The sequence below is a fragment of the Cytobacillus depressus genome, assembly GCF_008923245.1.
Lineage (GTDB): Bacteria > Bacillota > Bacilli > Bacillales > Cytobacillaceae > Cytobacillus > Cytobacillus depressus.
The window spans coordinates 29976-43762 of the sequence record NZ_WBOS01000007.1; the positions used below are offsets into that span (position 1 = coordinate 29976).

Below are 13787 nucleotides of genomic sequence, written 5' to 3' on the forward strand. Positions count from 1 at the left end.
CTGACTAGTTTAAATTTCTTAGTCAGTCTTAATAAAATTATTTCCGATGCATTTTAAATTCTAGGAAGAGATCATTATAATAAGCAAGCATTCTTTTCCCAAGGTTTTCGTATACTTCGTGCTTAGCCGTCATTTCTTCATCTGGATAGAATCGTCTGTCATTAATTATTTCTTCATCCATAAATTGTAGTGCACCTTTATTTGGTGTAGAATAACCAACATATTCCGTATTTTGTGCAGCAACTTCAGGATCCAGCATAAAATTGATAAATTTATGAGCGGCGTCAGGATTTTTTGATGTCTTTGGAATAACCATATTGTCAGACCATATATTTGATCCATCTTTAGGAACCACATATTCGACATCCTCATTTTCCCACATGATTTCTTGGGCTACTCCGGACCAGAGAAGACCAATTCCTGCCTCGCCATTTTCCAATAACAATCGAATTTCGTCTCCCACAATGGCTTTAATATTCGGAGTAAGTAAATCAAGCTTTTCTTTTGCTTCCAACAGATGTTCTTTATTTGTATCATTTAAAGAATAGCCCAGGCTGTTTAAGCCCATACCCATCACTTCACGGGCTCCATCAATCATTAAGATTTGATTTTTGAATTTTGGGTCCCATAAGTCATTCCATTTCGTTATTTCGATATCTCCTAGAATTTTTTTATTATAGGCAATACCAACTGTACCCCAGAAATAGGGAATTGAATATTTGTTTCCTGGATCAAACGGGAGGTCCATAAACCTGGAATCGATATATTCGAGATTTGGTAACTTCGAATGATCTAGTGGAATGAGCAAATCCTCTTTAATCATTTTATCAACTACATATTCTGAAGGCACAGCAATATCGTATGAAGTTCCGCCCTGTTCAATTTTCGTCAGCATCGCTTCATTTGAATCGAATGTTTCATAAATGACTTTAATGCCTGTTTCTTTTTCAAATCTTTTAATTAAATCCGTGTCGATATAATCTCCCCAGTTAAAAATCGTTAGCGTGTTTCCGCTCGTATATCCATGTGCAGAATTAAGCCTATTCACGATGAGGATTAAACAAAGCGAAACAATTATGACTGCAGCTAGTGCACGGATCAGCTGTTTCATTTCTTAACCCCCAATCCAGCAGGACGATTATTGCGCTTCGTAATAAAGTAATACCCAATGACAAGGATCATTGTAAATATAAACAATAATGTAGATAAGGCATTAATATTTAATGAAACCCCACGTCTTGCTAGTGAATAAATTTCAACAGACAGTGTTGTAAATCCATTACCTGTCACAAAAAATGTAACCGCAAAGTCATCTAATGAATATGTTAATGCCATGAAAAAACCTGCAAAAATACCTGGAGTAATATATGGCAAAATCACTTTCGTTAATACATCCCAGCGGCTTGCCCCTAAATCAAGAGCCGCATAAATCATTGATGTGCTCATTTCTTCAATTTTTGGCAGCACCATAATAACGACAATTGGTACACTAAAGGCAATATGGGCAAATAAAACGGAAACAAAGCCAAGCTTAATGCCAATAATCGTAAATAGTATTAAGAAGGATGCTCCGATGATAACATCAGGACTGACAATGAGAACATTGTTTAATGAAAGCAATGTGTTTTTCACTCTTTGTCTTCTTGCATAATAAATCGCCAGTGCACCGGCAACCCCTAGGATGGTAGAAATCGCTGCAGATAATAGGGCGATGATTACTGTGTTTAGGACAATGATTAATAACCTTGTATCATCAAACAGCTCACGGTACCAATTAAGAGTAAAGCCTTCGAAACGATACATCGTTCCACCGCTATTAAATGAATAAAACATTAAATAAAATATCGGGGCATACAAAATGAGAAAGATGATCGCCAAATAAACGGCCGAAAGCTTCATTTTCTTCTTCATAAGATTCCCCTCTTTCTTCTTCCAGTTAATACCATTATGAGAACCATGGCAATAATCAAGAACACAGCAATTGTAGCACCCATTCCCCAATCTTGAGTGACGAGGAAATGCTGTTCAATTGCTGTACCGAGCGTGATAACACGGTTTCCAGCAATTAGTCTAGTAAGCATGAATAAAGATAGAGCTGGAATAAAGACAACTTGGCAGCCTGACTTTACCCCATCTATTGTCAATGGGAAAATGACACGCGTGAAGGTTGTCCACGGTGACGCACCCAAATCATTAGACGCATCAATCAATGAAGGATTTAATTCATCTAATGCATTAAAGATCGGCAAAATCATAAACGGAAGAAAAATGTACACGCTGACAAATATAAAGCTAAAATCGGTAAATAACAGCTGCTTGCTGCCAATTCCTATCACTTCAAGAAAGCTATTCGCTGCCCCATAAGTGCCAAAAATACCAATAAACGCATATGCCTTCAGCAATAAATTGATCCATGAAGGAAGAATAATTAAAAGAAGCCATAGATGTTTATGCTTTGTCTTCGTTAATAAATAAGCTGTCGGATAAGCAATGATCAATGAAAATAATGTAATTAAAAATGCATACCAAAATGAACTAAACGTCATTTTCAAATAAACTGGCGTAAAGAACTTTTTGTAATTAGCTAACGTAAACTGGCCTTCAATATCAAAAAACGAATAATAAACGACTAGGAGAATCGGCGTTACGACAAAGAGTAAAATCCAAATAACATAAGGAATTAAATAAAGATTACGGGATTTAGTTTTCATTGCTTCCCTCATCATATGCTTCTAAGCGTTTATCAAATTCCTCTTCTGTTTCGCCATGTCTCATAACATGGATCGCTTCTGGATCAAAGTAAAGGCCAATTTCTTCTCCTACTGTCGCTTTTTTCGTTGAATGAACGAGCCATTCATTGCCATCTTGGTCATAACAGCTGATCTCATAGTGAACACCACGGAAAAGCTGCGTATCCACTTGTACACGAAGTTTGCCCTGATCTGGCTTCGTAATTTCTAAATCTTCTGGTCGAATGACAATTTCTACAGCTTCATTCGGATTCAAACCACCGTCCACACAATCAAATGTTTTTCCAGTGAACTGAACTAAAAAGTCTTGTCTCATGATTCCGGGAACGATATTAGATTCTCCGATGAAATCTGCGACAAAGCGGTTAATAGGCTCGTCATAAATATCAGTTGGCGTCCCGCTCTGTTCAATTATTCCGTTATTGAGAACAAAAATTTCATCTGACATCGCCAGCGCTTCTTCTTGATCATGTGTCACGAAGATGAAGGTAATACCTAATCTGCGCTGAAGCTCACGAAGCTCATATTGCATTTCCGTACGAAGCTTTAAATCTAAAGCAGATAAAGGCTCGTCCAAAAGAATAACCTCTGGCTCATTCACTATTGCTCTAGCAATAGCGACACGCTGACGCTGACCACCAGACATTTCTCTTATTTCGCGATTTTCATAACCTTCGAGATTGACAAAACGAAGGGCTTCTCTTACTTTTCGATCGATTTCATTGTTCTTCATTTTTTTAATGCGCAATCCGAATGCTACGTTTTCAAAGACATTTAAATGAGGAAATAATGCATAATCTTGAAAAACGGTGTTCACTTGGCGCTTATTCGCAGGTACATCGTTCACTAGTTTTTCATTAATAAAAACCTTTCCCGAAGAAGGTTCAATAAAGCCTGCAATCAAGCGCAGGATGGTTGTTTTTCCACATCCTGACGGGCCTAAAAGAGTATAAAATTTCCCTTTTTCAATTTCAAAGCTTACCTCTTTTAAAACGGGAGGATCATCATCATATTGTTTTGTCACATGTTCGAAACGAATTATAGTATTATTAGTCATTTTATCCCCTTCTATGTAAGAATATTTTCATGTAATGTTGATAAAAGTCGAAATGAATCGAACGATTGTATAAAAACATTCAAACGTAATAATACCATATTCCTATTCATTCATGCAGATTATTTTTAGGAAAATTGTATTGAAGGCAGATCTCCTTTCCTGAACATAAATCAAGCCAATTTGGCAGAGAAATCGTACTTAAACTATTGCGATTTACTCTTCTTCTGCCTGTGAAAATATTTGATGACTTCCTTATGATCTAATTCCATTACTTTCAAGATTTCTAGATCCTCTTTTACAACAGGAATGATTTTATTTTTTATCGTTCGATATATTGGTTTTACTACAGATTGACTGCTTTTTACTACCCAATTTCCATTCACCTTACTTAATTGCAATTCAATGATGCCAAGATGATTGCCCCAATAACCTGCTTGCACTGCGGGAACACCGCGAATGGTACTCGGAGCAGAGCCATTCCCTTCCTTTGTCCCTTTCATCGGAAAAAGTGAATGGCTATGCCCATAAAGGACGGCATCAATCCCCTTCACTTCGCTTAATGCATACACTGAATTTCTTTTTCTATCTTTTAATCCTTTATCTGCTTGGAGACCGACATGGGCGAGTGCAATAATAATGTCAGCTCCATTGTCTTTCATAATCGGAATGAAATGTTCAGCCGTATCCTTTATGTTTTTTATTTTTAATCTTCCTTTAAAGTACCGCTTATCCCACTCAGCTGCAATGGGGGTTAGAAAGCCGATCACTCCTACTTTGATTTGCTGCTTATTCCCTTTCGAATCAGTAAATTCCCTCTCCAATATCGTAAAAGGGTTAAAATAATTTAAATCGTCGTTATCAATATTATTTTGGTCATCAATATAAATATTGGCATTCACATAAGGAAATTGTGCCCCGCGAATACTTTCGTACAAAAATTCAAGTCCATGGTTAAATTCATGATTCCCAACGGTGGCTGCATCATAATGCAATGCATTCATCGCTTTAATAACTGGATGTGTCAGAGGCTCAAGTGTTCCAAGCGGCACTAGCTTCTCATGAAGTTTCAAATAATGGCTTTTGTACACATATTCATCTAATTCGCTTCCTACTAAAACATCACCAACATCAAATAGAAGAGAGTTAGGCTCCTCTAACCGTGCGTTTTTTATTAGCGATGCCACTCTGCTTAAACCGAATTTAAGGCGTGGTTTATTCTTCTTATAGTCATAGCCTAAAATATGGGCGTGTAAATCAGTTGTTTCTAATATGCGTAGGCGTATATTCGATTCCGTTAAATCTTGAGCATTTGTCCGATGTAAGGCAATGAGTATCATATTGATGATTAGAAAGAATTGGAACATAATTTTTATCCGGCTCATCTAAACACCCCTTACCTATTTGTTTACTTATTTTCTCTAAGTTAGAGAATAATAATCAGGATTTCGGGGCTCACACTTTTCAAAATCAATACAATTTATCGTGACATCAAGGTATAATGAGAAAATGATTCAAAAATTTATCTAAATCATTATGAATATATATAAAAATATTATAAAATAAAGGGAGTGATTAATTCAGGGAATTTAAACATCATTGGCATTGGGGGAATAGTACATAAAATGGAGACGATCCGTTCGTTAATTAATAATAATGCATTAAAACGGTTACTTATATTTTCAATCTTAGTATTTATTTTGTATATGGTAAGAAGTATGATGAATTTGATTCTTATCACATTCATAATTTCCTTTTTGGTGGATCGGCTTGTGAATATTTTATCAAATAAATTCAAGCTTAATCGCAAACTCACAGTAGTCATATCATATTTAATCATTATCGGGCTACTGTCCATTGGGATTATTAAATATTTACCTATCATAATAATAGAAATATCTCAGCTCGTTACCCAGCTTCAGCTTTTCTTAACTCAGCAGCATGATCATATTCTTATCAATTACGTGCTTAGCATGATTGAGACGAATCGAATTTCGAATTATTTAGAACAAGGCTTTACGTTTTTACTAAGATATTTTAGCGGAATGAGTAAAATCGGTATTCAGATCATGATGTCACTAGTTCTAAGCTTATTCTTCCTGTTAGAAAAACAAAAGCTTATCGAATTCACTGCAAAATTTAAACACAGCAAAATTGCCCCATTCTATAATGAGATAGAATTTTTTGCGAAAAAATTTGTCTTAACCTTTGGAAAAGTAATTGAAGCTCAATTTATTATTGCTCTAGTCAACTGCGGCCTTACTACTTTAGCGCTATGGATCATGGACTTTCCACAGCTGATGGGTTTGTCCATCTTGATTTTTTTCCTTGGATTAATACCTGTAGCGGGTGTCATTATTTCACTCATTCCTTTATGTGCCATTGCCTATACCATTGGCGGAATTATGCAGGTTGTTTACATTCTAATCGTCATCATGGTTATACATTCAATAGAAGCGTACATCTTAAATCCAAAGCTCATGTCTTCTAAAACCAATTTGCCTGTTTTCTATACGTTTATCGTGTTAATTTTCTCAGAACATTTCTTTGGCATTTGGGGTTTAGTTGTCGGAATTCCTGTGTTCGTTTTCTTATTGGATGTATTGGATGTGATGGATATCAAAACTAATAAAGCAGAAAAGATTCATTGAATCTTTTCTGCTTTTTAATTGTCTAAAGTATTTTCTGTTTATTGTTGAAATCCTCAAGCTGCATTTGCTCTATTTCAAGCTTCATTTTTTGTGTTTCAATTAAATAGTTTTCTTGCTTTAATTTTTCCAGCTCAATTTGATCTTGAATGATTTTGTGTTTAATCTTTGATTGTTTCTGTAAATGTGTGGTTACGATTGCGATGATGGGAATTGAAAATACCATTACAACTGCTACAGTTCCTGTAAACATTATTCCACCTCATGCTTTTCAAACGAGTTCACCGTTTGGGTTTATTTTCCTATATCATATCATATTTAATGATAAAATCCGTGGGTTTTAATGTTATTTTTAAAACAAAAAGAGCCGCGACAGCAGCTCTTAATATAAGTAATAATTTTGAGAAGAAGCACTTAAACCATTACTTTACAAATATCATTCGTAAATTCGACAGGGTCTTCAATTGGCAGCCCCTCGATTAACAATGCCTGATGATAAAGCAAATTTGTATATAATGTTAATTTGTCTTTATCATTTTCAAAGGCGGATTTTAATGATTGAAACACTTCATGGTTCATATTAATTTCCAACACTTTATCCGCTTTTATATTTTGATTATCCGGCATTGCATTAAGGATTTTTTCCATTTCGATCGTTACTTCGCCGTCAGATGATAAGCAGACAGGATGGGATCTTAATCTTTTAGATACCCTTACATCTTTTACTTTCTCTGTTAAGACCTTTTTCATAAAGTCGAACAGATCTTTATTTTCATTCATCTCTTTTTCTGTTTCTTGATTATTTTCGTTTGCGTCAATTCCTAAATCAGCACTTGAAACAGACTTAAATTCTTTGTCTTTATACTTCATGAGCATTTTGATGGCAAACTCATCAATATCATCCGTAAAGTAGAGAATTTCATAGCCTTTTTCCGCGACAAGCTCGGCCTGTGGTAGCTTAGCAATTCTTTCATTTGATCCTCCTGAAGCGTAGTAAATATATTTTTGATCTTCAGGCATTCTAGAAACATAATCATCTAATGTGACAAGCTTCTTTTCTGTTGAAGAGTAGAACATTAATAAATCTTGTAAAACTTCTTTATGCGTGCCGAAATCATTATAGACGCCAAATTTTAACTGTCTGCCAAATGATTGATAGAATGTTTCATATTTTTCCCGATCATTTTTCAGCATACTTTGCAGTTCACTTTTAATTTTCTTGTTAATGTTTTTAGCAATGAGTTGTAGTTGACGATCCTGCTGCAATATTTCACGAGAAATATTAAGTGAAAGATCCTCGGAATCAACCATGCCTTTAACAAAACTAAAATAGTCAGGAAGCAAATCAGCGCATTTATTCATAATTAATACGCCGTTAGAATACAATTCTAATCCTTTTTCAAACTCTTTTGAGTAATAATCAAATGGAATATTCTCTGGGATATATAAAATGGCATTGTAACGGATCGTTCCATCAGCACTAATATGAATATGCTTTAGAGGTTGATCAAAACCATAATGTTTTTCATGATAAAAAGAAGTATAATCTTCTTCCGTTAGCTCATTTTTGTTCTTTCTCCAAATCGGAACCATACTATTAATAATTTGTTCCTCTATATAGTCCTCTAATTCATTTTCACTGCCTTCTATTGCACGTTTCCCTGTAATATCCATTTTTATTGGATAACGGATAAAGTCTGAGTATTTTTTAATAATGGCTTTTAAGCGATATTCGTCTAAATACTCATCATATGATTCTTCATCATGGTTCTCTTTAATTTTTAAAATGATCTCCGTGCCCACTTCATCTTTCTCGCTAGGAACGATTGTGTATCCATCGGCACCTTCAGATTCCCATTTATAAGCCTGATCGCTTTCTAATGCTTTACTGATTACAGTTACAACATCTGCTACCATAAAAGCTGCATAAAAGCCTACACCAAATTGGCCAATAATATCATGTCCATCTTTTATTTCATTTTCTTTTTTAAATGCTAATGAACCACTTTGGGCAATGATTCCGAGATTCGTTTCTAATTCTTCCCTTGTCATGCCAATACCAGTGTCAATAATTCTTAAAGTACGATCTTTTTTGTTTGGAACTATTTTTATGAAATAATCTTCTTTGTTAAAAATTAAGTTTTCGTCTGTTAATGCTTTGTAATAAATTTTATCAATCGCATCACTTGCATTTGAAATTAACTCTCTCAAGAACACTTCCTTTTGAGAGTAGATGGAATTGATCATCATTTCTAATAGTCTTTTAGATTCTGCTTGGAATTGAATTTTTCCCATAATGTCCTCTCCCTTCAAGACCTGATTTTTATGTATGAAAATCTGCTATAGTAATCGGCAATAAGCCAATTTAGCACTCTTCCTATTAGAGTGCTAACCCTATCAATTAAATACCATATTTAAATCACCTTGTCAATTGAACAATTTATTAAATATGGTAAAATTACCTAAGAGGTCAATATTTATAAGCTTTTCATTATTTTCGAATCAGACTTTTTTATAACTCATATAGGGGTGTTAATTAGATGAAAACATGGTCACATGAAATAGAAATTGAAGCACCAATAGAAAAAATATGGAATTTGCTAGATGGGTCATTAGAGAATATGCAAAGTATCATGCCACAAGTAATTGAACATAAGCCAATAAGAATTACCGATGAAGGAGTTGGAAGCATTTATCGCCAAAAGTATAAAGAGGGTAATCGAGTTCAAGAATATGATGTTGAAACATTGGAATATTTAAATTCGCCAACAAATAAGAAGCTTAAAGTTGGATTTGTTTTGGCGAACATGTTTGATATAACTGCTTATTATGAACTAATTCAAATTAACTCTGAAAAGACATTATTTAAGTATACAGTTTCTAATCAAGCTCTAAAGTGGTTTGTAAATATATTCTTATTACTTTCAAACAAGAAAATTGTTGTTGATTTTACAGAGCGAGTAAAAAATGTTGCTGAAGGCGAAAAATGATTTACTAATGTATGGACAAGGATTGTCAACCATTAACCGAAAAGAACTTGGCATACGCCAAGTTCAAATATTTTCTACAGCTCTTGATTAGTTAAATGCTCTATTTATAACTTCAGGATTTCCAATATTGTTTGGGATTTCCCCATTTAGAGCCTTTAGCAAATTTGTTGCTACTGTCGTTGCCATCTTATAATTGCACTCAACCGTAGTTCCGCCTACATGAGGAGTGACTATGATATTTGGGCAAGTAAGAATTGGATGATCCTTCGGCGGCGGCTCTGGATCAAAGACATCTAAGGCCGCGCCGGCAATTTTTCCATTGATTAATGCTTCATATAAATCCTCATGATTTACAATTCCGCCGCGTGCAGTATTAATTAAATAGGCAGAAGGCTTCATAAGTTCAAAATGGTGCTTATTTATAAATCCTCTTGTGTGCGCTGTTAACGGAATGTGGAGAGAGATGAAATCATCTGTTTGAAAAATTTCATTTAAGTCAGTCGTAAGGTTAATCCCTAATTCTTTGGCGAAACAATGCTTTTGTTCATCATATTTTCGCACCCAAACGGTGACGTCCATTTCCAGCCCTTTCTTTAATCTTTTGGCCACTTCCTTAGCAATGCTGCCAAATCCTACTAAGCCTGCCCGCTTTCCTTTAAGCTCATATGCTTTAAGACGAATTCTTGAATCATAATTCCCTTTACTCATCTCAGTATGGAACGGGATAAGCGTTTTACTTAATGCCATTAATAGCGTAACCGCATGCTCCGCTGTTGACACACTATTAACAGCTGGAGCGTGGAGGACAGGTATTCCCTTCTCAGTAGCGTATGAAACATCAATATTGTCTAAACCGACTCCTGCTCCAGAAATTACTTTCACATTGACAGCTGCATCGATAATTTCTTTAGTTATTTTGCAAGGGGCACGCAGAACGATTCCGTCGACATCCTTTACTAGTTTACAGAGATTTGCTTGATCGATATTGTCTGTACGAATAATTTCAGCGCCATCCTGTAATATTTTTTCTCCCGCTTCATGATACATGGAGAGGATTTGTAATATTTTAGGCTTTGTCATACTGGACTCCTTTACACTCTCATATTCTCAACAATGGCTGTCAAACCTTGGCCCCCGCCGATACATAAGGTGACAAGTCCGTATCGGCTTCCTCTTCGTTCCATTTCCTTTATTAACTTGGTCATTAATATAGCACCTGTTCCGCCAATCGGATGCCCGAGCGCGATGGCACCGCCATTGACATTCAGTTTGCTGCTATCAATCTTTAATTCTTTCATAACAGCTAATGCCTGTGCCGCAAAAGCTTCGTTTAATTCAATTAAATCGATGTCATTTAATGTAAGACCAGCCTTTTTTAAAGCTTTTATAGTTGAAGGAACTGGCCCTATCCCCATAATTTCTGGCGATACTCCAGCAGAAGCGTACGACGCTAATCGGAACCGCGGCTGCAATCCCCTTCTGATTGCTTCATCTTCAGACATCATTAGAAGTGCACTCGCCCCGTCATTCCTTCCACTTGAGTTACCAGCCGTCACCGTTCCGCCTTTTTTGAAAACTGGATTTAATTGAGTAAGCTTACTAACCGAAGTAAGCCTTGGGTGTTCATCTATGGCAAACTGGAAGGTTTCTTTGCGATTCTTAATTTCGACTGGGACGATTTCACTTTGAAAAATCCCGTTGGAAATGGCAGCAGCTGCTTTTTCCTGACTGCTATAAGCAAATTCATCCTGTTCCACTCGGCTGATTTGATACTTCTCGGCGAGATTTTCTGCTGTCATCCCCATTGTTAAATGCCCATACGTATTAATTGGCTGTGATCTTGGCTGACTTTCTGTATTCGAATCAACAAGTTCCGCATTGCCGGCGCCATATCCATATCTGGCTCCCCTTAAATAGTAAGGTGCTGTACTCATACTCTCCGCCCCACCGGCGAGGACAATTTCAGCGCTCCCACACATAATTTCCTGTGCTGCATTAATAATGGCTTGCAGTCCTGAAGCACATTGCCGGTGTACCGTATATCCTGGAACTTCAATCGGAATATCAGCTTTCAGTGCGGCTAGGCGTGCTAGATTCGGATGATCGGCACTTTGCTTTGCATGGCCCCAAACAACTTCTTCGATTTCACTGCCCTCTACTCCAGTTCTATTTAATAGTTCCTTCATCACAGTTTCAGAAAGCGTATCAACTTCAATATCCTTTAGCGCTCCCCCCATTTTTCCAATGGCTGTCCGTACCCCATCGACAATTACTATATTCCTCATGACTTCTCCATCCTTTTCACTATTATATGTTGTTCAAAAGTCCGGGAAAAAAAGCTGTCGAATTTCGCGTCAGCTTGCTTCTCCGCTCTTTTAGTCCTTCTTTTTGAACACCCACTATTTGAACTCTCGTTTTAGCTCGTTAGCAATTATATTTTTCTGAATTTGGCTCGTTCCTTCATATATTTTCGTAATCCGAGCATCACGGAAATATCTCTCAATTGGATAATCCCTCATATACCCAATGCCACCGTGAATTTGTACCGCTAAATCTGCTACACGATTATAAACTTCCGAACCATAAAGCTTGGCAATCGCCGCTTCTTTAACAACTCGCATTTTTTGATCGCTCATCCATGCAACCCGGTATGTGATGGAGCGAAGCACTTCGATTTCCATAGCCATATCAGCAAGCATATGCTGAACGGCTTGCTGTTCAAAAATTGGCTTGCCAAATTGCTCTCTTTGCATCGCATAGTCCATGCTCATTTGGAGTAGCTTTTCACTAGAACCTAAATTTCTTGCTGCTAGACCAGCCCGTCCGTTTGCGAGGATTTTCAGGGCATTTACATAGCCCTTCCCTTCTTCCCCGAGAACGTTTTCAACCGGAACCTCCATATTATCGAAAAATAATTCTGCCGAGTGAGATCCACGCAAGCCCATCTTTTTTTCAACTGCCCCGAGTTTAAAGCCTGGAAAGTCCTTTTCAACAATAAAGGAAGTGATGCCTTTTGCACCTTTTGTAGGATCTGTCACCGCCATGACTGTAAAAACATGACCACAGACCGCATTTGTAATATAATGTTTCGAACCGTTAATAATGTAACGGTCTCCTTTTTTCACTGCTGTTGTTTTAAGGTTTGCAGCATTGGAACCAGCGCTTGGCTCCGTTAAAGCAAAAGCACCGATCCATTCACCGCTTGCCATTTTCGGTAAATATTTTTCTTTTTGTTCATCTGTACCTAGCTCTACAATTCCGACAGAACCAATTCCTGTATGTGCACCAATGAGCGTCGTAAAGCCATTATGAGTTTTTCCAAGCTCTTCATAAATGGCACATTTACCGACCATATCTAATTCCAGGCCGCCATATTTTTCGGGAATGCCGAGCCCGAATAAACCGAGCTCCTTCGACATATTGACGATTTTTTCGGGAATTTCATCCCGTTCTTCAATCTCCATCGCAACTTCTTCCACTTCTTCAAGAACAAAATCTCTTACAACTTTGCGCAACATTTCGATATCTTCTGAAAATTTAAAGTCCATTTGGCTTATCCCCCTATTTTCCTGTAAACTCTGGTACTCTTTTTTCTAAAAAGGCTTGCGTGCCTTCATTTTTATCCTGAGATCCCATCAAAATGGTTTGGGCAAATTTTTCTAGTAAGAGCGCTGTCCCCATATCGAGATCGGCCCCTTGGTGGATAACAGTTTTCGCTAGCCGGACAGCTAATGGTCCTTTTTTCAAAATTTTTGCGGCAAGCAATTTCGCTTCTTCCATTAATTCTTCAAGCAATACGGCTTTACTAATTAACCCGATCTCCTCTGCTTGAGAGGCTGTTACTATATCTCCCGTTAAAATCATTTCGATCGCTTTCCCTTTTCCGATTAACCGCGATAATCGCTGCGTGCCGCCAGCACCAGGAATGATCGCCAAATTTAATTCAGGAAGACCTAGCTTTGCATTCGTTGAGGCAATTCGAATATCACAGGCGAGTGCAAGCTCAAGTCCACCACCAAGTGCAAAACCATTGATTGCCGCGATTGTTGCTTTCTCGTATTCTTCTATTTTCCTATAGGTAGCTGTCATATTTGGCTGTAAAGCTTCAAGCATCGTGCGTTTTTGCAGCTGGACAATATCTGCTCCAGCGGCAAAAGACTTATCTCCAGCGCCTGTAAAAATAACGACGAGCACGTCATCATTATTTCTCCAGCTTTCCAATACGAATTCGATTTCTTTTAATGTGTCAAGATGGAGGGCATTACGCACCTCCGGCCGATTAATCGTAATCATGCCTATTTTATCTTTAATTTCCGTTTTAATATATGAATAGGTCAATTTCTCC

The 13787-nt window shown here is 37.0% G+C and carries 13 protein-coding genes; 2 read left to right on the forward strand and 11 right to left on the reverse strand.

Annotation, left to right across the window (positions count from 1 at the left end; genetic code table 11):
• Positions 1-37: 37 nt before the first annotated feature.
• From F7731_RS15445 to F7731_RS15465, 5 genes are all read right to left on the reverse strand, one after another.
• Positions 38-1111: an ABC transporter substrate-binding protein gene (locus F7731_RS15445; RefSeq protein ID WP_151535683.1), complete on the reverse strand. Its 1074-nt coding sequence runs from the start codon at positions 1109-1111 to the stop codon at positions 38-40.
• Positions 1108-1911, reverse strand: coding sequence for an ABC transporter permease (locus tag F7731_RS15450; RefSeq protein ID WP_151535684.1), 804 nt, complete (start codon positions 1909-1911; stop codon positions 1108-1110). Before F7731_RS15450 ends, F7731_RS15445 begins: the two co-directional genes overlap by 4 nt.
• Positions 1908-2711: an ABC transporter permease gene (locus tag F7731_RS15455; protein ID WP_151535685.1), complete on the reverse strand. Its 804-nt coding sequence runs from the start codon at positions 2709-2711 to the stop codon at positions 1908-1910. The genes F7731_RS15450 and F7731_RS15455 overlap by 4 nt, the downstream gene beginning before the upstream one ends.
• Positions 2701-3807, reverse strand: a complete 1107-nt coding sequence (locus F7731_RS15460) for an ABC transporter ATP-binding protein (protein WP_151535686.1) — start codon at positions 3805-3807, stop codon at positions 2701-2703. Before F7731_RS15460 ends, F7731_RS15455 begins: the two co-directional genes overlap by 11 nt.
• Positions 3808-4010: 203 nt before the next feature.
• A complete protein-coding gene (locus tag F7731_RS15465; protein ID WP_246197233.1) occupies positions 4011-5189 on the reverse strand; it encodes a metallophosphoesterase in 1179 nt (392 codons plus the stop codon).
• Between the two features lie 240 nt (positions 5190-5429).
• Between F7731_RS15465 and F7731_RS15470 the strand changes: the two genes are divergently transcribed.
• Entirely contained in the window at positions 5430-6455 is a 1026-nt protein-coding gene (locus tag F7731_RS15470; protein ID WP_151535687.1) for an AI-2E family transporter, read from the forward strand.
• 22 nt (positions 6456-6477) lie between these two features.
• Here the strand turns inward: F7731_RS15470 and F7731_RS15475 are convergent, their stop codons facing one another.
• Complete coding sequence (locus F7731_RS15475) at positions 6478-6705, reverse strand: regulator of G-protein signaling domain-containing protein (RefSeq protein ID WP_151535688.1); 228 nt, start codon at positions 6703-6705, stop codon at positions 6478-6480.
• A 161-nt stretch (positions 6706-6866) separates the two neighbouring features.
• Positions 6867-8747, reverse strand: coding sequence for a molecular chaperone HtpG (gene htpG / locus F7731_RS15480; RefSeq protein ID WP_151535689.1), 1881 nt, complete (start codon positions 8745-8747; stop codon positions 6867-6869).
• 245 nt (positions 8748-8992) lie between these two features.
• Between htpG and F7731_RS15485 the strand changes: the two genes are divergently transcribed.
• Entirely contained in the window at positions 8993-9442 is a 450-nt protein-coding gene (locus F7731_RS15485) for an SRPBCC family protein (RefSeq protein ID WP_151535690.1), read from the forward strand.
• An 87-nt stretch (positions 9443-9529) separates the two neighbouring features.
• Here the strand turns inward: F7731_RS15485 and F7731_RS15490 are convergent, their stop codons facing one another.
• The 4 genes from F7731_RS15490 to F7731_RS15505 form a co-directional block, all read right to left on the reverse strand.
• Positions 9530-10522, reverse strand: a complete 993-nt coding sequence (locus F7731_RS15490) for a hydroxyacid dehydrogenase (RefSeq protein ID WP_151535691.1) — start codon at positions 10520-10522, stop codon at positions 9530-9532.
• 11 nt (positions 10523-10533) lie between these two features.
• A complete protein-coding gene (locus F7731_RS15495; protein WP_151535692.1) occupies positions 10534-11727 on the reverse strand; it encodes a thiolase family protein in 1194 nt (397 codons plus the stop codon).
• A gap of 114 nt (positions 11728-11841) precedes the next feature.
• Positions 11842-12990: an acyl-CoA dehydrogenase family protein gene (locus tag F7731_RS15500; RefSeq protein ID WP_151535693.1), complete on the reverse strand. Its 1149-nt coding sequence runs from the start codon at positions 12988-12990 to the stop codon at positions 11842-11844.
• A 13-nt stretch (positions 12991-13003) separates the two neighbouring features.
• On the reverse strand, positions 13004-13780 hold the full coding sequence (locus tag F7731_RS15505) for an enoyl-CoA hydratase/isomerase family protein (RefSeq protein WP_151535694.1): 777 nt from the start codon (positions 13778-13780) through the stop codon (positions 13004-13006).
• Positions 13781-13787 lie beyond the last annotated feature (7 nt).